This window comes from Mesobacillus subterraneus (assembly GCF_003937825.1).
In the GTDB taxonomy this organism is placed as follows: Bacteria; Bacillota; Bacilli; order Bacillales; family Cytobacillaceae; genus Mesobacillus; species Mesobacillus subterraneus.
On sequence record NZ_RSFW01000033.1, the window covers coordinates 46,847 to 71,996 of the forward strand.

Sequence of the window (25,150 nt, forward strand, 5' to 3'; positions counted from 1 at the left end):
GGTATTTTTAAGTAGCTTAGTTAATACCTAAAGTTTAGATATAAAAAATCGCCTCAATTATCGAAAAGATAATTAGAGGCGTTTTTTATGCTAAACTTTCTTTAACTAGTTATTATGTCCGATCTTCCAGCCACTGCGTTCTACTTTTGTGTCAATCACTTTAGAAGTTGTCTGAGAAGTAACTTCTCCTTCAGTAACAGTTGTTTCAGAAGTTTCGCTAACCAGCGGGTCCCCTTTAACTTCATCTTTACCAATAACAACACTATCACTAAGTAATAGTTTACCATTGCTACCTGGAGCGCCACGATGTTGAATAGTGGTCTCAATCGTTTCCGTAATAGTAACTGGTGTCTCAGTTGTTGTTGTTGTTGTTAAAGTTGTAGTTTCATCCCAAGTTGAAGTAGTCGTTACTTCTTTAATAGTGATAGTGATTACATCTCTATACTCATTCTTAGTAGGGTGTTTTTCAACTGTAGTTACAGACTCTTCAACAATTTTTACTAAGGAAGAAGATTTAGGTTCAGTAGTAGAATTAGTAGAAGTCTCTACATCAACTCGCACCTCTTCAGTCACATTTTTAGTAACAAGAACTTCAGTGGTGATACCTTTTGAAAAGTTTTCACTTTGTCCGGGAGCATTTTCTAAGCCTTTGGCTTTCCCATTGCTCGCCATTGCTCCAGATGCAAAACTAATTGATAATACTAAACTTAATGCTGTTACAGATACTTTTTTTGCTCTTTTCATTTTTCATTTCTCCTCTTAAATAAAAATTTTTTAATTAAGAGGGCCGGTTACACTAGTAGCTCCATATAGCCCAAGTGTCCAGATTAAGGCCATACTTCAATGCTTCCCTGATTACTTCAGTCATTTCTTAAACCATTAAATATACTTGAATGATAAGGATCACTACCAACCAATCCACTCACTGGTAACGATTGTTCAATAGGAAAGTGGCCACTAAATTATTAAAAATCGTTCCTTAGACCTATTATATAATAAACTGAAGTTTAATAGGAATAAATACCTATCGACAAAATTTGATAAAACGGCAATATAAAAAAAGGTTTGGAAGAAAGGAATCATGATTGATGAAAAAAATGATTGCCAGGCGAATAATCAGAAGGATAAAACTGATTTTTGCATATAACGGGGAATCATTATAGGTAAATGAGGTTTTAGATGTATGAAAATAATTATGAGCCAAATTACCGAGTTATGAATAATAACGTGGTAATTTGTCATCTATCCTGGTTTTTAAATTTTGTAATTAAGTTCTTTTAAAAAGATATCTGCTTATTATCCAGATTTTTCTAATGCTTTATAAAGAATCTTTGTGAAAAAAAGCGAAAGAATGGAACCTAATAGTAAAAGAGCCATATCCCACTGGGCGTCCCATATATCTCCTTGCATACCTAAAAAATCTTCTGTGACTTTCCCTTCTTTCCAAATTTTTATACTTGCCCATTCAATGATTTCGTAGAAAGCCCCGATTGCTAGTGTTATACATAGAGCAATAAAATTTGTGGTCTTACTTTTCGATAATACTGTTTTCCTTAATAATATCTCGATTATAACTATCACAATAGACCCCTTAAGGAAATGACCGAACCGATCATAGTGGTTTCTTTGTAAATCAAAATAATCTTTCACCCATGAAAAGAGAGGAACTTTGGAATAAGAATAATGTCCTCCTATAAACGTTAGAATGACAAGAAGAGTAATGATGACATAGGAAACAGTGGTAAGGCGAAACTTATTGTATGTTGAGACTAAAAATATCAAAACTAAAACTGAAGGTAAAACCTCCACCAACAAAACCATATAACCTTCTTCAGGTTTAATCAGGGACCAAATAAGAAAAAGTATTATAACAAATAAAAAGAAAAAATGTATTTTTTTATGTGACATTCAAATCACTCCATCAGAAAACAAGATGAATATAGTATTTGCTAAACATTTATATATTATAGAACAAAGATAAGTTTGAAATTGTAAAAGGTAAATTACGGTGAAGCGTACCACAAGTGGCAAAGTAGAAGGCTGAGACATTTTCAGTTTGGGATAATATATTGAAGTGTATTATTCAGAAAATTCATTATAAGTGTTATAGTTTTTATTAGGGGTGACGGTTATGGAATTTAACGATGTAATACATGGTCATAGATCAATAAGGGAATATGAAGACTGGGAAGTAAGTCAAGAGCTGCTGGATCAAATATTGGATGCGGGCATTCGTGCTTCTTCTAGCGGCAATATGCAAACGTATTCAATTATCGTTACAAAAGACAAAGAACTTAAGAAAAAGTTATACAGCGCACATATGGAGCAATCGATGGTTATAGATGCTCCTATTCTTTTAACATTTTGCGCAGATTTTAATAGAATGAGAAAATGGCTTTCCGTCAATGAAGCACCTGTACATTTTGATAATTTCATGAGCTTTATGATCGGAGCAATTGATGCCACATTGGCAGCGCAAAACTGCGCTTTAGCGGCAGAGAATGCTGGTCTGGGCATTTGTTATATGGGCTCAACACTGGCAAATTGTGATCAAATTGGCGAACTGCTAAATCTTCCGTCAAACGTTGTACCAGTTGTTGGTTATTCATTAGGGTACCCAGCAGAGAACCCTGCTCCGCGTGACCGCTTGCCAAAGCATGGACTTGTCCACTACGAGCAGTATAATGATTATGCTGATGAAGACATTCTCGAAATCTACAAAGAAAGAAATATTAATGGATGGAATCGCTACATGGACAATCCAAGACTAAAGGAAATGACAGAGCAGTTAGGTTTAAAAAACCTTGCCCAAATTTACACGATCGCCAAGTATACCAAGGAATCTCACCTCGAGTTTTCTCAAACAGTGCTGAAATACTTGGAGAGGCAGAATTTTATGAATAACAAGTGATGTTTTTACTCAAAGACGGCTTCATTGTTAGCCGTTTTTTAAGTTAGCGTATTGTTATAGACAGTTAATTAACAGCCCTATAAGGAGAAGGAAAATGGGTACTTGGGGAGTAGCTATATTATCTGATGATCTAGCGGAAGAGGTTAGCTTTAGATACAAGGATTTATTGGGTGCTAATTATACGAATGAACAAGCCAGTAAAATGATCATTGAAGAGTACACCAGTGAGTTGGATGAGGATGAAATCACTGTTTTTTGGCTATCATTTGCCTTGATTCAATGGAAATTAGGCAGACAGCAAGAAGATGTGAAGAATAAGGCCATACAAATCATTGAAGATGGCACGGATCTTAAACGGTGGGCAGATGATCCAAAATTAAGGAAGAAGCGTGAAGCTGTTCTTCTTAAACTAAAAGACCAATTAAATTCTCCGCAGCCGCCTGCTAAAAAGGTGCCAGCAAGGTTTGTAGCTGATACATTCTTAAAAGCCGGAGATGCGATAAGCTATCAATTAATATCGGGGGATTATCTTCTTTTTAAAGTTATAGGGATTATTGAACAATGGACTGGTGACAGATATCCACTTTTTGAAATGTGTGATTGGGTCGGAAGAGAAATTCCAATGAAGGAACATATCAATAATTTGGAATTAAGAAAAGAGCCCTTTGAAGAAAGGATTAATAAGTTGGCTATTTTCCCGGCAGGAAAAAGAGATGATCCAACCAGGAGAATAAAATTCGTCGCCGAAGAGGTAAGGATTCACTCAGATATGGAACCTCCGTATACAGTGTTGACATGGAAAGAATTTGATGAGTATTTAGCAAAAAATCACGGGATTAAGTAATTTAATGAATAAAAGTTTAAAGGATTATTTGATTCGAAATTCATGTTTACAGTTTAATCCAATTCCGTTATAGTCAGTTTGAGGTGATGGAATTGATTTGGTTATTGATTGGTTCACCATTAATCCTTTTGATTGTTGTAGCGTTGTATCTCGAAAAAAGAAAAGGGATGTCCCCTCCTGATGAACCTCACCAGAAACATGGAGCAGAGTCCGAGTTAGCCAGGTATTCCTATTACACACCGCCAAGCAGTGGCGGGAGTGAGGGGAATCCTCCGCAATGATTATTTTCAAACCTGCGCATGACAGGTTTGTTTTTATAAGAAACGTTAATTAATATGGAATGCAGCGAGCCTTGGTGAAAGTAGATTAAAGCAGGGCGGGTAGATCTTTTAACCATGTCTTGCTGATAATATTAATCCTTGCGGTCCTTTACAGATTTCTATGGGAGGACTTCTCACTTTTTTACAGTGGAAAAATAGTTTATAATTATCTGTAAATACTAGATATTTTAATGTATAAGTCATTATAATAGATTATGTTATGGTTTGAACAAGGGCGGAAAAGGTGTGTTCCCAGGTGAGATCGATGCGGGAGCGCCTACTCAAATAAAGGGGACAAGGAAGGGTATAATGAGCAACGTACAGAAAGTAACAGACGTTATCTTAATTGGTGCCGGAGTCATGAGCGCAACGTTGGGATCATTACTGAAAGAGCTTGCACCGGAATGGGAAATCAAAGTTTTTGAGAAACTCGCAACTCCAGCGGAAGAGAGCTCTAACGTATGGAATAATGCTGGGACAGGCCATGCTGCGCTTTGCGAACTTAACTATACACCCGAAAAATCCGATGGATCCATCGATATCAGCAAGGCCATAAAAGTAAATGAGCAATTCCAGATTTCAAGACAATTTTGGTCTTATCTTGTAAAAAGCAACCTGATTCGTAACCCGCATGAGTTCATCATGCCAATCCCGCATATGAGTTTGGTAGAAGGGGAAAAGAATGTTACGTTTTTGAAAAATCGATTTAAAGCGCTTTCAGGTATTTCTTTGTTCCAGGGAATGGAATACACCGAGGATCCTGAAAAGTTGAAGGAATGGCTGCCGCTAGTGATGGATGGCCGGACCTCGACTGAACCGATTGCAGCAACTAAGATTGATTCCGGGACGGATGTTAATTTTGGTGCTTTAACTGAAATGTTACTCGACCATTTACAGAAGCAAAATGTCGAGATTAACTATAAGCATAGTGTGAAAGATATCAAACGTGCCAGCGATGGCACATGGGAAGTCAAGGTGAAGAACCTGGATAGCGGTAAAACCGAATCTCACTTTGCGAAATTCATCTTCATTGGCGGCGGCGGCGGAAGTTTGCCTTTACTGCAGAAAACAGGCATTCCAGAGTCAAAACGCATTGGAGGCTTCCCGGTCAGCGGACTCTTCCTGGTCTGCAACAATCAAGAAGTGGTTGAGCAGCATCATGCGAAAGTCTACGGTAAAGCTAAAGTCGGCGCTCCTCCGATGTCTGTTCCGCATTTGGATACAAGGTATATCGATAACAAGAAATCCTTGCTGTTTGGACCTTTTGCCGGATTCTCGCCTAAGTTCCTGAAAACTGGTTCGAACCTTGATTTGGTTGGGTCAGTTAAACCAAATAATGTCCTGACTATGCTTGCTGCAGGTGCGAAGGAAATGGCGTTGACGAAATACCTGATTGAGCAAGTCATGCTATCCCATGAAAAGCGCATGGAAGAGCTGCGTGAATTCATTCCGAACGCAAAGAGTGACGAGTGGAATGTCGTTGTTGCTGGCCAGCGTGTACAGGTAATCAAAGATACGGAATCAGGGAAGGGAACGCTGCAATTCGGCACAGAAGTGGTCAGTGCCTCTGACGGCTCCGTAGCAGCATTGCTCGGCGCATCACCAGGCGCGTCAACAGCCGTCCACGTCATGCTCGAAGTACTGGAAAGATGCTTCCCGGAACAAATGTTTACATGGCAATCCAAGATCAAGGAAATGATACCGTCTTACGGAGTGTCATTGGTTGATCATCCAGAGCTGTTCCATGAAATCCATGAATCAACCGCTGCGACACTTGGGTTGAGCGATAAACAACCGGTGTACAGCTTAAATAACTAATTGTTCTTGAACCTTCGATCCTGATTGGATTGGGGGTTTTTTGTTTTGCGTATAATCACTAGAACAGTAGTGATGTTTACGAACAAGAAAATCTCGCAATTACCTCAACCGGACAGGTTTGTCAGGATACATGAGGAAAGTTGTCCGAGAGCAAGCTCCAATCGGACAGGTTTCAAGGAATTAGAAGGAAAGTTGTCCGAGAGCGCGCTCCAATCGGACAGGTTTCAAGGAATTAGAAGAAAAGTTGTCCGAGAGCGCGTTCCAATCGGACAGGTTGCAAGGATTAAGAAGAAAAGTTGTCCGAGAGCAAGCTCCAATCGGACAGCTTGCAAGGATTAAGAAGAAAAGTTGTCCGAGAGCGCGCTCCAATCGGACAGGTTGCAAGGATTTAGGAAGAAAGCTGTCCGAGAGAATGCCTCAAACGGACAGGACCTGCTGATATACTATTCATAATAAGTATGTCTATTCTTTCCTATCGCTGCAAAATTTTTCTGTAGAACCCTGGAGATTGTTTTATTACTGAAGGTTGAATTTGCCCACTTGTATATATTCGCAGAAGTTATCCTATATTCTGGGAAAAGCAATTTGAATTCCTCTGTAGTCCTGAGCACAGCATCTCCAATTTTTTCATGCGTACCGCACTTACCACAAACTAGGTCGAATTTCTGTACATAGGTATTAAATGAATAACAATTCTTGCAATAGATCCCTTTCTCCAACTGTTCATAATCGTAATCAGGCAAATTCGAAAATGGGTTTTTGACCTGATGCAGTGATAGCAGCTTTTGGGCGAGTATCTGGTGACTATGTTCCAATTTGGATGGCGTGTTTTGTAACTCTTTGATGTAACGATTGGTTTGTGTGGGTAGGATAATTGGTTGGTCCATTGGGGCCTGGTAGAGGGTGAATTCAGGGTTGATGAAGATGGTCGTGGCGTGGACGATGTGGTTCAACTTGAGGTTTTGGAGCAGCTGGCGAAAGAGGGTGGCGCTTCGTGTCAACTGGGTGATTGGGTTTTTGTACTCGCGGCCATTTTTAACTGCATATAACTTGTCCCCATCAAGATAAAAATCTCCTACAAAGTTTTTTACATCAATGAGATGAATGGCATCCCTGGCAATGATCACTTTATCCAGTTGGAAAAAAGAGTTGTTCACCTGAAGAAGAAGGTCGTCGATGATATATCTTTCTTCCGAGAGATGTTCTGTCTTCTGGTCGAACATAACTTCTCCCGCATATCCTTTTTCCAAGGTCGAGAGTTGGAACTGATCCTTAGCAGACAACTCCATTCGATTATTCAAGTATCGCAAAACGACTAAATCATGGGGTTCCGTACGTTCTTTTAAAAGCATACTCCACATCCTTTCTATAAGCTAATTCTAATTCATTAGCCAAACGAATATTGTGAATGTTTTGTTAACTTTTTCCGTATATAAAAAAACCGCTCTACCACCCAAGAGGCGGTAAAGCGGTTCTGCATTAATTCCGAATCAGATAATCAAATGCGCCTAATGCGGCGGTTGCACCTGATCCCATGGAAATGATGATTTGTTTGTACGGGCTGTTTGTGCAGTCTCCCGCGGCGAATACGCCTGGAAGGTCTGTAGCACCGTGGTTGTTCACTACAATTTCACCAAAGCGTGTACGCTCTAGTGTGTCGCCTAACCAGTCAGTGTTTGGTACAAGTCCGATCTGAACGAATACACCCTGCAATTCTACGTGATGTTCTTCGCCGCTGTCACGGTCCACATAAGTAATTCCGTTTACTTTATCAGTACCGGTGATTTCTTTTGTTTGCGCGTTCATGACGACAGTCACGTTAGACAGGCTGTGCAGACGGTCTTGAAGGACTTTGTCTGCTTTTAGCTCTGGATTGAACTCGATCACTGTTACATGGTTGACGATTCCTGCAAGGTCGATGGCTGCTTCTACGCCGGAGTTTCCGCCGCCGATGACAGCAACATCCTTGCCTTCGAACAATGGACCGTCACAGTGAGGGCAGTAAGCCACACCTTTGTTCTTGAACTCAGCTTCACCAGGCACGCCAACATTGCGCCAGCGGGCACCAGTAGAGATGATGACTGTCTTACTCTTAAGAACAGCACCATTTTCAAGTTCAAGCTCAACCATGTCTTTCTTTTCCAAGCGCTTCGCACGCTGCAGGTTCATGATATCGATGCCATATTCTTTAACATGTTCTTCAAGGCTTGCGACAAGCTTTGGACCTTCCGTGTGCTTGACACTGATGAAGTTCTCGATGCCGAGAGTGTCCATGACTTGTCCGCCGAAGCGTTCTGCAACGATACCTGTGCGGATGCCTTTACGAGCCGCATAAATGGCCGCACTAGCACCAGCCGGTCCGCCACCGACGACAAGAACATCATATGGATCTTTATCGCTGAATTCTGCTGCGTCCGGGCCAGAGCCCATCTTCGCAAGGATTTCTTCTAGAGACATACGGCCGCTGCCGAAGGATTCCCCGTTAAGGAAAACCGTTGGAACAGCCATGATTTCTTTGCTTTCTACTTCATCCTTAAAAGCTGCGCCGTCAATCATGGTATGTGAAATGCCAGGATTCAGGATGCTCATCAGGTTCAATGCCTGTACAACATCTGGGCAGTTGTGGCAGCTTAGGCTGATATAAGATTCGAAACGATACTCACCTTTAATTGCCTTCACCTGATCGATGACTTTCTGGTCAACTTTAGGGGCTCTGCCGCTAACCTGCAGCAAAGCAAGCACCAATGAAGTGAACTCATGTCCTAAAGGAATACCTGCGAAAGTCAAGCCAGTGTCTTCGCCAATACGATTGACGCTGAAGCTAGGTGTTCTTTCCAGTTCGGCATGCTCAACTTTAATGTGAGAAGACATGGTCGCCAGCTCATCTACTAAAGAAAGCATGTCTCGTGATACTTCATCTGATCCAGCACTTACTTTAAGCAGCACATCGCCCTCCATCAATTGAAGATATTGGGCTAATTGTGCTTTAATTTCTGCATCTAATAACATGGGAAGGACTCCTTAGATTTTTCCTACAAGGTCAAGGCTTGGCTTAAGAGTTGCAGAACCTTCTTGCCATTTTGCAGGGCAAACTTCGCCTGGGTTGTTGCGTACATATTGTGCTGCTTTAAGCTTGCTAACAACTTGGCTAGCGTCACGGCCGATTCCGCCTGCATTGATTTCAACAGTCTGGATAACGCCGTCTGGATCGATGATGAAAGTACCGCGCTCAGCAAGTCCATCTTCTTCGTTCAATACATCGAAGTTGCGAGAAATCTTCTGTGAAGGATCGCCGATCATGATGTACTCGATTTTGCTGATAGCTTCTGAGTGGTCATGCCAAGCTTTGTGAGTGAAGTGAGTATCAGTAGAAACAGAGTAAACTTCTGCTCCCATTTCTTTTAATGTTGCATATTCGTTTTGCATGTCTTCAAGCTCAGTTGGGCAAACGAATGTGAAGTCAGCAGGGTAGAATACAACTACGCTCCACTTGCCTTTTAGGTTTTCTTCAGAAACAGTGATGAACTCTCCGTTGTGGAATGCGTTTGCTGTGAATGGTAAAACTTGAGTGCCGATTAATGCCATGATTAAGTTCCTCCTTAAATTTGGTTGAATTATTTATGAGATAGTTTAACTGATTCTATTCAGTCAACTATTCAATTAACTAGAATAATTCTAATTCGGTAATAATTATCATATAGCAGTGATTATTTTGTCAAGCGATATGATTGATTTATAAAAGATGTTTAATAACACAGGCTATATCTATTATGGACCGTATCTTAAATAAAATGCCAATAATAAGCAGAAAAATTTCGTATAATAGAGGGGTTTATTAATATAAATGACCTTAAAATATGGTACAGGAATTTTACATAAAAAAACCATGAACATAAAGTTCATGGCTGGAAAGGTTATTGTAATGCTACACCATTTACATATAAAGTGCTTGTGCTGGAGACTAGCTCAACACTTGTAACTATATGGCCTGATTTGCCAGGGTATTCGTCACCAACGGCAGGTTGTTTACCTTCGAACGCATCTTTATGGCCATTTAAATAAAAACCTGTAAATTGATTGGATTTTCTTGCATTATAGTCAACAGTTGCTGAAAGGTTTGCGGTGTGTTTATGTTCTACGATGTGTTTTTTCTCTCCTTTAGTTCCTTCACCAGTAATCCATTCGACAGTAACCTCATAGGCTGTTACAGTTTCATAAGTAAATAACAAACTTTCAGCGTTTTTCTGCAACTGAGCATTGTTCCACCCCAAAGCCTGCTGTACATCACCTTTACCTACAAATCCATTACCTGACTCATCTACTGTTACGGCCGCAAACGACGTACTTGCAAAAATCCCCATTGCCAGTGCTCCTGCTGCTAATCCTGCTAATACTTTTTTCATTTTTCATCTCTCCTCTTAGTTTTTATGTATTCCTAAGAGGGCCGGTTACACTAGTAGCTCCATACAGTCCAAGTGTCCAGATAAAGACTGTACTTCAACGCTTCCCATTGCATTCACGATGGATGATCATAGTGGCCACTAAATGTTACCATCGTTATAGGTTTATTTTATATTAAACAATAGTTAAATAGTAGTATTTTTAATCGACAATTTTCTCGGTCTTAAGTCATAAAAAAATAGTACTAACAGCGGTTAGTACCAAAAAAATCAGGAGGAACTAAAAGAGAATGATATATTCTCCTATGAAAATTGTATATTAAACATTAGTGGAAATAAACTGTTTTTAGTAGACAAATTTCCGCATCGGTCTGAAAAAATTGTCTAAAACAAAAAATATCCTTCTCGGAACGCTCTGTAATAAAGTATAGTTAGAATATACAGAATGTGGATGGGGAGGTTGCATCATTAAGAATTTCAGTCAAAAAGCCTTTTATTTGTTTTTCCTTCTTCCTGCATTGTTTTTAGTATATTTACACATTAATATCCCGCATGAACTGGAATGGAATGTGATCTTCTTTCTATGTATCATGGTGATTTTCGACAGGATCAACCTCAAGGTATTTTCTGGGTTTCGGTACTCGTTTTTTCATGTGATGTTATCGTTGATAATTTTTGACCGATTTTCTGTTGTTTATGGGTTCATTTATCTTTTGGTAGATAGCTTGTTTGCTATTTTTTCAAAGAAAAGAGGGAGCCTGAAATCAACAATTGCATTGTTGGCGATGTATATCATCATTATCATTGCCTGTAATGAATTTTATAATGGTTATACGGATAAGACTTACGGGGCACGTTATCTCACCTTGATTTTGATGGTGTTCCTGAGTATGATGTTGAAATACGTCTTTGTGTGGCTTGAAACAGGGGCTGTGACCAGCAAGATGTTCATCGAAAGGTTTGGGCCAATGACATTTGAAGTGTTGATCATTTTTCCGATCCTTGCGTTCTATGACCATCTGGATGTAAATTTGATTCTCATCTTGTTCCTTTCTTATTATACATTTATTGGCTTCATGCACAGGAAGTTCATGGGTGTCAACCATCTGCACATTCAATCATTGACTGACAGGATCCAAAAAAGATTTGGCGTTCAAGTATATTTTATGGATTTGGATTCTATAAAAGGAATATACCATCATGATAAAAAATTGATTTTCATAGATGAGAAACTGGATTATCCAGAGCAGCTGCAGACGATTGTCCATGAATTGCTCCATCATCAAACGAATCGTTTTCTAAAATTGCCGGATGTTTTCGTGGAAATGATCATCACATTATGTGAGGCGATTGTCAGCTGGTACTATATTATTTCATATAAGAAAAAGGGAGAGTTGCTATGACCACGCCATTAGGACAGGAATTAAGAAGGTTGAGAAAGGAAAGGGGCCTGCGGCTTGAGGATGTGGCTAATGGCACAGGCATTACGCTGCAGTACTTGAGCATGCTTGAAAAAGGAGCCAGAAAGTCGGTTTCTTTTGAAATCATGGCGGATATTGCAAGGTTCTATGGGGTTCCCCTGGACTATTTTGCTGCCTTCCTGAAGAAGGAGGATTCAGAGCCTCTTACCGATGTGGAAATTATGCTGTGGCAGGCCATCAATGAAAAGGTCCGGGATGAGATTTATTATAAAAAAGGGAAATCCTTAAAAGATATTTTTTCAAAACTGTTGAAATAAGGAAACGGCTGATCCGCATGTGGATCAGCCGTTTTTTTAGGCTCACATTCTCCAATTATGAATACAATGGCTAGAAAAATCATAAAGGATGTGTGAGCATGCCGGTCACTTTCCCTGTTGCCATCAAGACGCTAAAAGTCAGCGGCGGACCTAAAAGGACAGTTTACTTTCCACGAGTAGTTGGATTGTCAAATCGAGATATTGAAAAGTCAATCAATCAAAACATTGTATTACAGGCACAACAGCTCATCAATCAACAGGTTGGAAATATGCCGGAGACGGTTGAAGAAATGCTGGGATCCTATGAAATCAAGAATAACCAAAGGGATGTCCTCAGCCTGACTCAATCTAATTATACGTATCATCGCCAGGCCGCCCATGGAATGACCTATCTAAAATCACTGACGTTTGACATGAAAAGCGGAAGGATGTATGAGCTGAAGGATTTATTCAAGCCTGGAAGCGACTATGTAAAAAGGCTCTCCGAAATTGTAGAAGCCCAAATAAAGAACCGCAGCATCCCGCTCCTGGAAGACTTTAAAGGAATCAGTGAAGACCAGGATTTTTACATCGCCGATAAAAGTCTCGTCCTCTACTTCCAACTGTATGAACTCACCCCTTACGCCTACGGGTTTCCAATGTTTCCAATATCGGTCTATGAACTAGAGGGACTCATCGATGAAGATGGGCCCCTGGGGAGAATGGCAAGCGCATAATAGCTGATAAAACCATTGTTTCATTTCTGTTTTTCTGTATAGTAATAAGTAAATGAAAAATTCTGAAAAGTGGTGAAGGCATGAATACAACAGGTAATCTGCTGTCTTTTCCGTATCCCTTTGGTGATGGCGATTCATATCGGTATTCTAATAATGCTATTCCATTAAATCCGCCTCATCCGGTGGAGATCACCGATACGTATATAGGTGAACTTAAACTGAAAAGAGAGCTGCTTACAAAGCACCCTGAACGCTGTTATTATTCATCTCCCCATACCCTGGATGCTCAATGGGAGATTGTCGACTTAATCGCCCATCACCTTGCTGAAAATTACCCAGATCAATTTATGCTAAATAAGCAGGGTGACAACTGGGAGTTCTCGAATCTACAAACCGATGAAAAAATTTCATTCCTCTTTGGTGAAAACACGACGCTCAGTCTGGAGCCTCTGGATTTCATCGGACGGCATGTCCAGGAGGATTTGATCTTGATGATGCAGCGGGACGGGGATTTGTTTCTGGATGCCGGCCAGCTCTGTTTTCCTGCCAACTGGTCGCTGTACTTTGACGCGGGCATGTCTTTTAAAGAGATACATGCCCCCATTCCTGGATTCCACAAAGAATCTCTTGATGCCCGCATCCTGCAATTTTTAATGAGAATTGAAGCGGGCGCGCCATGGGGCAGGAAGAACTGGTCGCTAATGGCTGGCAGCAGGCTGGATACATCGCTTGAAACATTTGCGAAATGGGGCCAGGAACGGAAAAAAGTTACGAAAGAGAACGCTGGTAAACTGGTTCATTTTCGAGTGGAGGACCAAAGGCTTTTTCGCCTGCCCAAAAGCAATGCGATCTTGTTTTCCATCCATACACATATGCTGCCGCTTGAACAATTCGTCCAGCATTCCCCATGGCTGAAGCAATTTCATGCCATTTTGAAGGAACTTCCTCCATTCATTGCTGACTATAAAGGGATTTCCCTCTACCGGGGGGCTGTCCTGGACTATTTAGAAGAGGAACTGAAAAAACATGAGTGAGCTCTCATTTATCCATGGTAAAAGGAAATTATTATTCTGCGCTGACCCAGAGGGAGCGGAGGTATGCCATCGTCTGGCAGCACAGGCAAGGAAAGAGAACGTTCCATTTGAGTTTCATATTTTAAAAGAGTGTGACGAAGCGTTTGTTCAACAGTGGTTCAGCATGCAAAAAATGGGAGCGTATTTATACATATCAGGCAAGGGTGATTTCGTTGAAAAGGTTAAAGTCCGAGCAATGGAGGCAGGATTTTCTGAACATGAAATGCAGACAGCCATCATTGGACCTGTCAGGAAGAGGCTAGTGTGCTGTACGTGCCACGGGATGAATGAGTGGGATGACCAGGATGAAATTGTCTGCGCTCATTGCGGGCAGCAGCTGGAAGGGTCGACCCATTACTCGCGCCGCCTGGGTGGGTATTTGGGCTATGTGTCAATCAAGTAATACGGGAGGGCAGCCATTTGCAACGAAAACCAACTCTCAAAGTACAGGTAAAACAAATAACGGTAGAAACTGATGCTATTAAAAGATTCACATTGGAGGCAGTCACTGATGGAAAGCTTCCGTCTTTCAGCGGAGGTTCCCACCTGACTACCTTCTTGCCGCATCCTTCTGGCACAACGGAAAGGCCTTATTCGCTGTTTTCTATCTCTGGATCTGCGGTATACGAAATCGCTGTGCGTCTGTCAGAGAATTCATCAGGCGGCTCGCTCTATTGGCATCAACATGTCCATGAGGGAGATGTCATTACCGTCAGCTACCCGAAAAATTCTTTTCCGTTGAGCTTTCAGGCAAAACATCATGTTTTTTATGCAGCGGGTATTGGAATCACGCCATTTTTGTCAATGATGGCTGAGCTGGCGGAGAAGAATTTTGCATTTGAACTTCATTATGCAGCGAAATCTAAGGAGCAGTGCGCTTTTTATGATTTTTTAAACCAAGCGTATCCTGGCAAGTGCCACTTTTATTTTTCAGAAGGCGAGCCAGCCAAACGCCTATCACCGGTACAGCTTGAAGATCACCCTATTGGCACCCATGTTTATTTTTGCGGGCCGGAAAGATTTATTGAGGATTTTAGAACAGCTGCCAAGAACTTTGGGTACCCTTCGTTCAACGTGCATTTCGAGCGTTTTGCAGCCCCTGCCCAATTGCAGCGGAAACCATTTGAAGTGACTCTCAAACACAGCGGGAAACTTTTAGATGTCCCCGCCGATTCCACCTTATTGGAAGTACTTCGCGAAATTGGAGTCAATGTGCCCTATTCCTGCCGAGCAGGGGGCTGTGGGACATGTGAAATAAAGGTAGAAGAAGGAGACATCCAACATTATGACTCATTCCTGACGGAAGACCAACAGCGTTCAAATCATACGATGCTGTGCTGCGTTTCCCGGGGGAAGGGAAGATTGGTGCTGGATTTATAGCACAAAAGAAAACCGCATCCGTTTGAGATGCGGTTTTCTCGTTATCAAGCCATTTCGGCTTTCTTTTCGGATTGGTCGACAACGGCCGCACCGACGACGTCTCCAACCACATTGGAGGCTGTGCCGGCCATGCCGATGAGTGCGTCAACGCCTGCGATCAGGGCAACGATTTCAAGTGGCAGGTCAAACATTGTCAAGACGACGGACAGCGTGACAAGCCCTGCCGCCGGTATTCCAGCTGTCCCGATGGAAAGGAGTGTACCAACAAGGATGATGGTGAAATAATCCATAAGCGAGAAGTTGGCTCCCGTGACATTTGCAGCGAAGACAATGGAGGCTCCCATTCTCAGCGCGCCGCCATCAGAATTGAAGACAGCTCCAAGCGGAAGGCTGAAATTGACCATTTTATCAGAGACTCCGGCTTTTTTCGCACTTTCGATTGCAACCGGCAAGGAAGCAATACTGCTCGAGGTGAAGAAGGCCGTTGTAAAAGCATCCTTTGTGTTCGCGTAAAACTTCAGCACCGGAATGTTGAAAAGTTTCAGAGTCCCGCTGTACACAAAAATCCAAAGCAGGATGATGCCGAGATAAAAGACAGCTGTAAACTCCAGCAAGGATGTCAGTGTATCCCATCCCTGCGTTCCGAATGTCGTAGCGCCAATCGCAAAAATACCAATCGGTGCGTATAGCAGGATTCCCTTCAAGATTCGGAAAAAAAGTTCATTTGCCGCTTCAAAAAAAGTCTGCAGCTGTGTTCCATAGTTCTGGATTTTCTCCTCGTTCGAGTACCTCATCCCTGACATGGCATAACCAATAATGATGGCAAGGAACAGGATTGCCATTAGGTTCCCTGAAGTAAAAGCAGCAAAGAAATTGTCAGGAACAATATTAAAAATCACGTCTGAAATCGATGGTGTGGCAGGCTTCTCAACCTTTGCATCCGGAAGTGACAGCGAATTTCCCGGGCTGATCCACAATGCCAGGCCCAGACCGATCAATACAGCAGCAGCCGTCGTCAAACCATAATACATAATCAGCTTGCCACCCGTCCTGCCTAACTGGGCAGGGTTCATCTGGTTGACGGCAAGCACAACGGTCAGGAATACCACAGGGGTCGCAATGAGGCTGAGCAGTTTGATCAGCAGCGTCCCAAGCGGCTTGAAAACCTCTGTGTCGGGTCCCATAATCACACCGGCTAAAATACCCAGGACAAAGCCCGTGGTCATTTTTAAGATGAAAGATGAATTTTTATATTTAGTCCATAAGCTCACTTCTAAAATCGCCTCTACTTATCTAGTAAATTTAAGTTAACTCTAGGGTACTGGTGTTAACTTCCACTTATTAATAAACTACACTTCTTCAGGGATAGAAACAATAGTGAATTGTACAAGGGGAATTCTCTTTAATGAACTTCATTTAGGGCAGAGAAGTTAGGGAAGGGGGTAATGACGATCAAATTGGGCAATGAGTTTTATACAAGATCGCGATCCATTTAATAATACTGTCGAAGATAAACGGTCTTAATCTATCGTTATTTATCAACTGTTGTTGAAGATTCTCTACAGGTATCAGAATATGTTTTCTTAATAAGAATCTCGCTGTATAAATTAGTCGGAATTTTTGGAAAACTTTATAAAGGAAAAGGTTAAACATTAGTTAATTAGTATTAGGTAAGAGTTTTTTAGATACATACTCGCTCTTTTTTCCTAAGGAGGTGTCAATTCAGTACATAAGAGTGAGGGTGATGATTATTATTTTTCCGAGAGAGGATGAGGCGAAGGAATGAAGAGGTATTTTCCAAGAGTTTTACTTACTTTAGTAGCATTTGTACTGATTTTTTCAACGTTTGGTTTTGGGGCAGCAGCAAATGGAGGGGCAACCTCACAAACAAAATTGACTGAATTGCCTTTAGCGGAAATTTTCGGGGATATTGAACTTTCTTCAAGCAAGCCGACTTCGGTCATTGTCGAGTTAAAAGCAGAGTCGATTGTAGAAGCGAAGCATAAAGGGAAAAAGCAATCAAAGGCTAACCTTAAAGCCGAAAGAGGAAAAGTCATTGGTGCATTTAAGAACTCTGTGAAAGGAGCAGAGGTTAAAAGGGAATATGACTATGTATTCTCTGGATTCTCTGCGAAACTACCAGCAAATGAAATTATTAAACTATTAGCGCTGCCGGGCGTAAAGGCAGTCTACCCGAATGTCCATTATACAGCTGATGTCATTTCTGCTGAAGAAATCTCTGCAGAATCATTCAGCCCGAACATGATGGCAAGTGCTCCATTCATCGGTGCGAATGAAGCTTGGGATGCTGGATTTACAGGTGAAGGTGTGACAGTAGCAGTCATTGATACTGGTGTTGATTACACGCACCCTGACCTTGCCCATGCATTCGGGGATTACAAAGGATATGACTTTGTAAATGATGATAATGATCCACAGGAAGGTCCTGGACAATACCACGGTACTCACGTATCAGGTACGGTTGCAGCGAATGGAGCAATCAAAGGGGTAGCTCCAGAGGCTAAATTGTTAGGATACCGTGTACTTGGACCTAACGGCGGTACGACAGAAGATGTAGTAGCAGGTGTTGAATTGGCTGTTCAAGACGGCGCTGACGTCATGAACCTGTCTCTAGGAAACTCGTTGAATAACCCTGACTGGGCAACTTCAATTGCTTTGGATTGGGCTATGGCTGAAGGCGTAGTAGCCGTTACTTCAAACGGAAACGCAGGTCCAAACAACTGGACAGTTGGATCTCCGGGAACTTCCCGTGACGCGATCTCTGTAGGGGCTACACAGCTGCCGTACAATATGTACAAATCAGTAATTTCAACATCTGAAGGTGTAGAATACCCTTCAGCAAAAGTTCAAGGTTTTCCAAGTGATAATGAGTTACTTGCACTAAATGGTAAAGAGTTTGAGTTCGTTTACGTTGGATTAGGTGCAAAAGGTGATTTTGAAGGCAAAGATCTCGAAGGGAAAATTGCTCTGATCAGCCGTGGTGAATTTGCATTCGTAGATAAAGCTGAAAATGCAAAAGAGGCTGGTGCAGTTGGAGCCATCATTTTCAACAATGTTGCTGGGGAGCATGCAGATGTTCCTGGATTAGCAGTCCCAACTATAAAGACGACATTGGCAGATGGCCAGAAGTTGCTAGCTGAGTTAGAGGCAGGCAACAACGAAGTATCTTTCAATATCGAGTTTGACAAAGCAGTTGGCGAATCAATGGCTTCTTTCTCTTCTAGAGGTCCTGTTACGCACACTTGGATGATCAAGCCGGATGTATCAGCACCTGGCGTGAACATTGTAAGTACTTTCCCTGGAGAAGGATATGCGGCATTACAAGGTACTAGTATGTCATCTCCACACGTTGCTGGTGCAGCAGCATTGCTTCTGCAAAAGCATCCTCAATGGGGAACTGAGGACGTGAAAGCGGCGTTAATGAACACTGCTGTAGATGTAATTGACCCAGCTACTGATGAAGCTTATGCCCATAATTCTCAGGGGGCAGGCAGCATCCGTGTTGTTGATGCTTTGAATACAAAAACTCTCGTCGCTCCTGGAAGCCATTCATTTGGCAAGTTTGTGAAGGATGGCGGCAAGCAAGTAGAAAAAAATAGCTTTGAAATCAAGAACCTTTCCGAAAAAAGCAAGAGATATAGCTTTGATGTAGAGCTGGCTGGAGATCCAGATGGCATCAAGGTAATGACTAGTGCAAATCTCAAGGTTCCAGCTGGCAAGTCCCAGCAAGTGAACTTCAATGTCCAGGTGGATACTTCTAAACTGGAACCAGGTTATTACGAAGGTACAATTAAAATTAGCGATGGTTCACAGACAATCGATGTTCCGACCATCCTGTTCGTTGGTGAGCCGGATTACCCTCGGGTAACGGGCGCGTTCATGGAGAAAGCAGATAATGGATACTATGTGGGCGCGTATCTTCCTGGTGGTGCGGAAGTACTTGAATATGATGTTTATGTTTTCAATCCTAATGGAACAATTGGCGGCTTTGTGGACACAATTGGATCATTTGAAAATGCACTTGCTCCATTCCATGAATTCGAATGGGATGGCACCGTACTAAACGGCATCAATCTACCTAATGGCCAATGGGTAATAGCTGTATACGTAGAAAAAGCAGGCGTCACTGAGTACAAAGCCTATCTAGTAACAAAAGAATAGAAATAAAAAAGGATTCCATCTGGCCTGGCTCAGCTGGAATCCTTTTTTATTTACACCTTCCGATCCAACGCCTGTGGCGGCTGCTCCAGCCATTTTTCGCTAATTAATAGCAGCAGGCCTTTTCCGTAATATTTCTTCATTTGGTTGGAGATGACCGTGAATTTAGTGACGATATCTGATCTCAAACTGGAGGTCAGTGCCTGATTGATCATGTAAAGCAGAACATCCCTAAGCAGGTGTTTACAAAGAATAACATCAGCTTATCAGAGAAGGGCGAATGTTTTACGTCGAAAATATTGAAATCTCCGGATGCTGAAAATGGGATATTTTCTTTTTCAAGAACTTCTTCAAGGGAATTCAGGACTTTATCCAGCGCGTCCCTTCCTTTACTGAAATGCTGCTTTACTTCTGAGTGTGAAGCCAATTTACTGCAGGTCACTAGGACCATTTTTGAAAAACGGGCCCGGTGGATGATTCTTGAGAGGTTGGCGATTTCAGCTGCATTGACTGGCCTTGACCCACCGAACAAACCATTAAGGTACTTCATGTTGTCGACTAAATCTATCGTATGGTCCATGGCAACTTGAGGCGATTTCAGGTAAACACCCTGTGACAACATTAAATCAGTAATTTCGTTTTGTATTTGCAACGTGAATTCTATCGCATGCTGAAAATAATCACGGACATCTTTCCTGGTGCAATCGGGTAAAGCGCTTGGGTATGTACTTAGTGAAAGCATCGTTATGTCATGGCAAATGTATAGAATAAAGGTGTCGGAAAAGACTTTATCAGCATCCAGTCGGACATCCTTTTCGGTAAATCCTAAAGGAATTGTCAGGTTTTCTTTTGTGTAAATTTCCTTCAGGTCTTCAAGGCTTTTCCGGGAAAACTCCATCATTTTCTCGACGATATTTTTAACCTCTATGTCTTCTGCAGTTGCATAGAAATATTGAAAGAACCTCAACTCCATACTGCTTTTTAAGTAGGAAGACCAGATATTCGATATCTCCGTTGATGTGAGGTCTACATTTATTCCACTCATTTGACGAGTCACTCCTTTGCTATTAGTTTTCATTTCTTCCTGGGTTTTATTACAATAATTGAAAATATATCAAAGAGAGTACATAGAAAACCATCCCTTGGAAAAACTTTTTTCAAAGGAGGTTTTGAAAATGAAGAAGCTATTGTTTATGTTTTTATTGGCTATTTCGATGTTCACCGTGACAGGCTGCGGCAATGACGCGCCTCCTGAGGAAGGCGAACAGCTGGAAGATGTCGAGGAAGAGGATGAAATTGGTGACGGCGAAATTGATGATGAATAAAGTTTCCATCCGCTTCTAATCTGAAGCGGGATTTTTTTTGCCCTCGGGTTCTATATTGTACGTCTATCATTGACAAATGACCGGTCAGTCAGTAACATGATTATGTACTGGAAAAGTCATTTTGAGGTAGGTGCGATAGTGAAAAATTTAGTCAATTTTGTACTGGGAAATAAACTGGCCGTTTGGCTGCTTACCATTATTATTACTGTATCAGGAATCTATTCAGGGACCCGGATGAATATGGAGACTATCCCGAACATTTCGATTCCTTACTTAATGGTAATGGATGTCTACCCGGGGGCGACTCCCGAGAAAGTGATGGAGGAGGTCTCCATCCCGATTGAAAAAGCAGTCGATGGTCTGGATGATGTTAAATACGTCTATTCAAACTCTTACTCCAACATGGCCAATATCCAGATTGAGTATGAGTATGGCATCGATATGGATGAGGCCAAGCGTGCGTTGCAATCAGCGTTGGACACGGTCAAATTGCCTGAAGGGGCACAGGAGCCGACGATTACTTCAATCAGCATGAACATGATGCCGGTCGCTGCACTCAGTGTCAGCAGTGAAAATGAGGATATTGTCGAACTTACATCCACGGTCGAGGAAATTCTTCTTCCGAAAATTGATAAGATTGACGGTGTTGCTTCTGTCACGATCACTGGACAGCATATTGAGGAAGTGAATCTAACGTATGACGAAGCCAAGCTTGCGCAATATGGATTAACAGAAACGAAAGTGAAGGAAATGATTCAGGCCAGCAATCTGGGCGTTTCCCTCGGGCTTTTTGAATTCAAAGAAGGGGAGCAGGCGGTAGCGGTCGATGGCAAATTCACAACAGCGGATGAGTTAAAGAATATGCTGATTCCGGTCACTCCATCAGCGGACCAGCCATCTCCTTTTGTAAAATTAAGTGAGATTGCCGAGATTGAATTAGTCGGCAAGGTGCAATCCATTTCCCGTAAGAATGGGGAAGATGCGATTGCCATCCAAATAGTTAAAGAACAGCAGGCTAACACAGTTGATGTAGTCAATGAAGTTAAAGAGCTGGTCAAAGAAGAAGAGGCAAAATTTGACGGCCTGGCCATTGATGTGACACTTGACCAGGGGGAACCGATTGAAGAGTCTGTCATCACGATGGTCGAAAAAGCGTTATTCGGCGGTTTGATTGCGGTCTTGATCATCCTTCTTTTCCTGCGTGACTTCAAATCTACGATTATATCGATTGTTTCCATCCCGGTTTCGATTTTCATGGCGTTGCTGCTGTTGAACTGGATGGATATTACGCTGAACATCATGACACTCGGTGCGATTACCGTTGCGATAGGACGTGTCATTGATGATTCCATTGTCGTTGTGGAGAATATTTATCGCCGCCTGCATTTAAAAGAAGAAAAACAGACAGGCAGGGCGCTTGTACGGGAAGCAACCATTGAAATGTTCAAGCCAATCTTGTCCTCGACGCTCGTTACGGTTGCAGTATTTGCACCGCTGATTTTCGTTGGCGGAATGGTAGGGGAGCTGTTTACTCCATTCGCGCTGACGATGTCATTTGCCCTTGGTGCATCGCTGATTGTTGCGATTACGATTGTACCAGCGTTGTCGCATTTCTTATTTAGGAAGAAGCTTTATGGTGAAAAAACAGAAAGCAGCCACAAAGAAGTTGGCAAACTGGCTGAATGGTATAAAGGCGTCCTTAATAAGTCGCTGAACCACAAAATTATTACTTCCTTGATTGCTGTAGTATTGCTTGTTGGAAGTCTAGCCCTGACACCGCTGATTGGCTTCAGCTTCATGGGCAGTGAAGAAGAGAAGGTCATGTATTTGACCTATACTCCAAAGGCAGGTGACCTTAAGGAAGACACCATCGCCAATGTAGCAGATGTAGAAGAAGAAATGCTGAAGCGTGATGATATTGACATTGTGCAAGTATCGATTAACGAGGAAGCTGACCAGATGGCGGCTATGATGGGCGGAGGAGCAGGTGGAGCGTTAATGTACCTCATCTTCGATCCTGATACCGACAATTTCTCTGAGGTGCGAGACCAACTGGAGGAATATGTCTTTAACATTGGCCACAGCGGCGAGTGGAAAAGCCAGAATTTCGTCATGTCGATGCCGGAAAATGAAGTCAGCTACACCTTTTACAGCGAGGATTTAGGCAAACTGAACCAGGCTGTTAAAAAGGTAGAAGAAGAACTGAAAAGTATTGAAGGGTTGAAGGATGTATCTTCAAGTGCGGAAGATGCCTATGTGGAATATACCTTTAAAGTTGAGCAGGATGAATTGCTGCAATACGGGTTAACGGCAGGTCAGATTGTCATGATGTTGAGCCCTAACAAGACAAAAGAGGTCTTGACCACTGTTGAGAAAAATGGCGAAACCCTTGATGTGATTGTACAGCAGGAGCAAGAGAAGCAGCCTGAATCGATTGAGGACCTGCTTGCCGTTGAGGTGCAAACAGCGCTTGGTACAACGATGCCGCTGTCAGAATTAGTCAGTGTTGAAAAAGGAACCACCATGAACACGCTTGCGAGGAGCAAAGGACAATACTATGCTTCAGTGTCTGGAAAAGTCATTGACGACGATCTGTCAAAAGCGACCTCTGAAGCTGAAAAAGCGATTGATGAGTTAAACCTTCCAAAGGGTGTGGAAGTAGGCGTGGCCGGTGTGCAGGCAGATATGACAGAAACCTTTACGCAGCTTGGAGCAGCTATGCTTGCGGCTGTTGCGATTGTTTACTTCATCCTCGTTGTTACCTTCAGGGAGGGTGTGGCTCCATTCGCAATCTTATTCTCGCTTCCATTTGCAGTCATCGGATCGTTTGTCGGACTGCTTATAGCAGGTGAAACGATCTCTGTATCTGTCATGATGGGTCTTTTAATGCTGATTGGCATTGTCGTAACAAACGCCATCGTTCTTGTAGATCGAATCATTCACATGGAGCGAGAGGGATTGACAATGAGGGAAGCCGTTCTCGAAGCAGGGGCAACCCGTCTGCGCCCGATCCTGATGACAGCGATTGCTACTGTCGGTGCCCTGATTCCACTTGCAATAGGCTCAGGTGGAGGCGGACTGATCTCCAAGGGTCTGGCAATTACCGTTATCGGTGGTTTAACAAGTTCGACGTTGTTAACACTGATTATCGTGCCGATTGTATATGAAGTACTTTCCAAAGTCTTTAAGAAAAATCGCAAAGAGGTTATAGAAAATTAATGATAAAGCCCTGGTGAATGACTAGTCGTCCACCGGGGCTTCTTTATGTTTATCAGTATGTTACTATCCCCTATATAATTGACCTGCACAAATCGATATAATAAAGAGATCACGATAATGTTTGGAGGATTATGATGTCTAACTTGCCTAATTGTCCGAAATGCAGCTCGGAATATACATATGAAGACGGTCTATTATTCGTTTGTCCAGAATGCGCACACGAGTGGAATCCATCTGATGGAACCGATCATAGTGATGAGCCAAAGGTAGTGAAGGATTCAAATGGAAATGCGCTGAACGATGGTGACACAGTCTCAGTCATTAAAGATTTAAAAGTGAAAGGCACTTCATCAGTCATTAAAATTGGTACTAAGGTTAAGGGTATCCGCCTTGTTGAAGGAGATCACGATATTGAATGTAAAATAGACGGCTTTGGTGCAATGAAGCTCAAGTCAGAATTTGTAAAGAAAATCTAACACTTCAGGCCAGGCATTTGTCTGGCTTGTTTTTTGCATTTTTATCTTCTTCTTCCTCTTTCAGCAAGTTTCGACGCCTTTTTTGCTGCCAATAAAGTAAGCAGGGGAGGGGACTCGATCCACTAACAACCTTAGAATCATATTCTTTTTATTACGATCTCTCTTATATTGAATAGTTTTGTTCAGTCAGCACCAGGCACTATTCAATGTCCAGGGGCTAGTAGTGCCACGATAATAAATGTGGATTTTCGAAAGCGAACCTTTAAGTCGAAAACTCCCTTATTTATTTCTCAACGTCTATACTTTGTAAACTTTATAAAACCCTCCTTGAAAAATTCAACAACATTTTTCCACTTCGCTTTTTTAATCCCATCCTTTTTTGGAGCATCTCAATAAAAAAGGGATCGAAGTCTTCCGAGAGGGGAGGAGAGAGATAGAAGAAACCAAGGCAGTCTTCCACCAATTTATGGAAACAAAAGGCGGTGTATACAATTTTGTGTACATGTATACTAAATGTAAACATTACGTGTACAAAAACGTATACTTGTATACAATCCTGTAAACATATTGTTATACCAACGTGTATACAACTTTGTATTCATTGTGTACAATAATGTATACATTCCAGGGTTGGAGTTACAGCTCGTTTACATGTTTACAATTATATTTCTTTTCTCGTGAATTTATTGCAGTATCTATTATTTCCCTTTACCTTTAAAATAGTAAGTGAGTATACATATCTACTTAGATC

Annotated in this window: 23 protein-coding genes and 2 riboswitches; of the genes, 14 read left to right on the forward strand and 9 right to left on the reverse strand. The window is 41.9% G+C overall.

The features are described from left to right. Positions 1–105 precede the first annotated feature (105 nt). Both EJA10_RS21430 and EJA10_RS21435 read right to left on the reverse strand, forming a co-directional pair. Positions 106–744: a hypothetical protein gene (locus tag EJA10_RS21430; RefSeq protein ID WP_125482075.1), complete on the reverse strand. Its 639-nt coding sequence runs from the start codon at positions 742–744 to the stop codon at positions 106–108. A gap of 32 nt (positions 745–776) precedes the next feature. Further along, a riboswitch (cyclic di-GMP riboswitch) is annotated at positions 777–860 on the reverse strand. 436 nt (positions 861–1,296) lie between these two features. After that, positions 1,297–1,908, reverse strand: coding sequence for a DUF2238 domain-containing protein (locus EJA10_RS21435; RefSeq protein ID WP_125482076.1), 612 nt, complete (start codon positions 1,906–1,908; stop codon positions 1,297–1,299). A 223-nt stretch (positions 1,909–2,131) separates the two neighbouring features. On the opposite strand from EJA10_RS21435, the gene EJA10_RS21440 reads away from it, so the two are divergent. The 4 genes from EJA10_RS21440 (at position 2,132) to EJA10_RS21455 (ending at position 5,893) form a co-directional block, all read left to right on the forward strand. After that, positions 2,132–2,911 carry a nitroreductase family protein gene (locus EJA10_RS21440; protein WP_125482077.1) on the forward strand — a complete coding sequence of 260 codons (780 nt, stop codon included), beginning with the start codon at positions 2,132–2,134 and terminating at the stop codon, positions 2,909–2,911. 94 nt (positions 2,912–3,005) lie between these two features. After that, complete coding sequence (locus tag EJA10_RS21445) at positions 3,006–3,755, forward strand: hypothetical protein (RefSeq protein ID WP_125482078.1); 750 nt, start codon at positions 3,006–3,008, stop codon at positions 3,753–3,755. A gap of 92 nt (positions 3,756–3,847) precedes the next feature. After that, on the forward strand, positions 3,848–4,036 hold the full coding sequence (locus EJA10_RS21450) for a hypothetical protein (RefSeq protein WP_125482079.1): 189 nt from the start codon (positions 3,848–3,850) through the stop codon (positions 4,034–4,036). A gap of 348 nt (positions 4,037–4,384) precedes the next feature. After that, a complete protein-coding gene (locus tag EJA10_RS21455; RefSeq protein ID WP_125482080.1) occupies positions 4,385–5,893 on the forward strand; it encodes a malate:quinone oxidoreductase in 1,509 nt (502 codons plus the stop codon). Between the two features lie 443 nt (positions 5,894–6,336). Here EJA10_RS21455 and EJA10_RS21460 read toward each other — a convergent pair whose 3' ends face one another. The 4 genes from EJA10_RS21460 to EJA10_RS21475 form a co-directional block, all read right to left on the reverse strand. Continuing rightward, positions 6,337–7,245, reverse strand: a complete 909-nt coding sequence (locus EJA10_RS21460; RefSeq protein WP_125482081.1) for a nuclease-related domain-containing protein — start codon at positions 7,243–7,245, stop codon at positions 6,337–6,339. A gap of 127 nt (positions 7,246–7,372) precedes the next feature. Next, positions 7,373–8,902, reverse strand: coding sequence for an alkyl hydroperoxide reductase subunit F (ahpF, locus tag EJA10_RS21465; protein WP_125482082.1), 1,530 nt, complete (start codon positions 8,900–8,902; stop codon positions 7,373–7,375). A 12-nt stretch (positions 8,903–8,914) separates the two neighbouring features. Further along, entirely contained in the window at positions 8,915–9,478 is a 564-nt protein-coding gene (gene ahpC / locus EJA10_RS21470; protein ID WP_125482083.1) for an alkyl hydroperoxide reductase subunit C, read from the reverse strand. A gap of 329 nt (positions 9,479–9,807) precedes the next feature. After that, positions 9,808–10,296 carry a hypothetical protein gene (locus EJA10_RS21475; RefSeq protein WP_125482084.1) on the reverse strand — a complete coding sequence of 163 codons (489 nt, stop codon included), beginning with the start codon at positions 10,294–10,296 and terminating at the stop codon, positions 9,808–9,810. 30 nt (positions 10,297–10,326) lie between these two features. Further along, positions 10,327–10,410, reverse strand: a riboswitch (cyclic di-GMP riboswitch). Positions 10,411–11,006: 596 nt separating this feature from the next. Between EJA10_RS21475 and EJA10_RS21480 the strand changes: the two genes are divergently transcribed. The 6 genes from EJA10_RS21480 to EJA10_RS21505 all read left to right on the forward strand — a co-directional run bounded on the left by EJA10_RS21480 (position 11,007) and on the right by EJA10_RS21505 (position 15,200). Then, on the forward strand, positions 11,007–11,696 hold the full coding sequence (locus EJA10_RS21480; RefSeq protein WP_170169215.1) for an ImmA/IrrE family metallo-endopeptidase: 690 nt from the start codon (positions 11,007–11,009) through the stop codon (positions 11,694–11,696). Next, on the forward strand, positions 11,693–12,031 hold the full coding sequence (locus EJA10_RS21485) for a helix-turn-helix domain-containing protein (protein ID WP_125482086.1): 339 nt from the start codon (positions 11,693–11,695) through the stop codon (positions 12,029–12,031). Before EJA10_RS21480 ends, EJA10_RS21485 begins: the two co-directional genes overlap by 4 nt. A gap of 98 nt (positions 12,032–12,129) precedes the next feature. Further along, entirely contained in the window at positions 12,130–12,747 is a 618-nt protein-coding gene (locus EJA10_RS21490) for a DUF3298 and DUF4163 domain-containing protein (protein WP_125482087.1), read from the forward strand. An 80-nt stretch (positions 12,748–12,827) separates the two neighbouring features. After that, positions 12,828–13,781 (forward strand): heme-dependent oxidative N-demethylase family protein, encoded by a 954-nt coding sequence (locus EJA10_RS21495; RefSeq protein ID WP_125482088.1) that lies wholly within the window; start codon positions 12,828–12,830, stop codon positions 13,779–13,781. After that, on the forward strand, positions 13,774–14,223 hold the full coding sequence (locus EJA10_RS21500) for a dimethylamine monooxygenase subunit DmmA family protein (protein WP_125482089.1): 450 nt from the start codon (positions 13,774–13,776) through the stop codon (positions 14,221–14,223). The genes EJA10_RS21495 and EJA10_RS21500 overlap by 8 nt, the downstream gene beginning before the upstream one ends. 17 nt (positions 14,224–14,240) lie before the next feature. After that, positions 14,241–15,200, forward strand: coding sequence for a PDR/VanB family oxidoreductase (locus EJA10_RS21505; RefSeq protein ID WP_125482090.1), 960 nt, complete (start codon positions 14,241–14,243; stop codon positions 15,198–15,200). 44 nt (positions 15,201–15,244) lie between these two features. Here EJA10_RS21505 and EJA10_RS21510 read toward each other — a convergent pair whose 3' ends face one another. Then, positions 15,245–16,471: a dicarboxylate/amino acid:cation symporter gene (locus EJA10_RS21510; protein ID WP_125482091.1), complete on the reverse strand. Its 1,227-nt coding sequence runs from the start codon at positions 16,469–16,471 to the stop codon at positions 15,245–15,247. A 511-nt stretch (positions 16,472–16,982) separates the two neighbouring features. On the opposite strand from EJA10_RS21510, the gene EJA10_RS21515 reads away from it, so the two are divergent. Continuing rightward, positions 16,983–19,382, forward strand: coding sequence for a S8 family serine peptidase (locus EJA10_RS21515; RefSeq protein WP_125482092.1), 2,400 nt, complete (start codon positions 16,983–16,985; stop codon positions 19,380–19,382). A 50-nt stretch (positions 19,383–19,432) separates the two neighbouring features. On the opposite strand, the gene EJA10_RS23995 is transcribed toward EJA10_RS21515, so the two are convergent. Both EJA10_RS23995 and EJA10_RS21520 read right to left on the reverse strand, forming a co-directional pair. Next, positions 19,433–19,594 (reverse strand): DUF3231 family protein, encoded by a 162-nt coding sequence (locus EJA10_RS23995; protein WP_281274541.1) that lies wholly within the window; start codon positions 19,592–19,594, stop codon positions 19,433–19,435. After that, positions 19,591–20,424 (reverse strand): DUF3231 family protein, encoded by an 834-nt coding sequence (locus tag EJA10_RS21520; RefSeq protein WP_281274542.1) that lies wholly within the window; start codon positions 20,422–20,424, stop codon positions 19,591–19,593. The genes EJA10_RS23995 and EJA10_RS21520 overlap by 4 nt, the downstream gene beginning before the upstream one ends. 130 nt (positions 20,425–20,554) lie before the next feature. Between EJA10_RS21520 and EJA10_RS23585 the strand changes: the two genes are divergently transcribed. From EJA10_RS23585 to EJA10_RS21530, 3 genes are all read left to right on the forward strand, one after another. Further along, a complete protein-coding gene (locus tag EJA10_RS23585) occupies positions 20,555–20,704 on the forward strand; it encodes a lipoprotein (RefSeq protein ID WP_023613442.1) in 150 nt (49 codons plus the stop codon). 138 nt (positions 20,705–20,842) lie between these two features. Beyond that, entirely contained in the window at positions 20,843–23,923 is a 3,081-nt protein-coding gene (locus EJA10_RS21525; RefSeq protein ID WP_125482093.1) for an efflux RND transporter permease subunit, read from the forward strand. A gap of 134 nt (positions 23,924–24,057) precedes the next feature. Beyond that, a complete protein-coding gene (locus EJA10_RS21530; RefSeq protein ID WP_125482103.1) occupies positions 24,058–24,399 on the forward strand; it encodes a zinc ribbon domain-containing protein YjdM in 342 nt (113 codons plus the stop codon). The last annotated feature ends 751 nt before the right edge of the window (positions 24,400–25,150 follow it).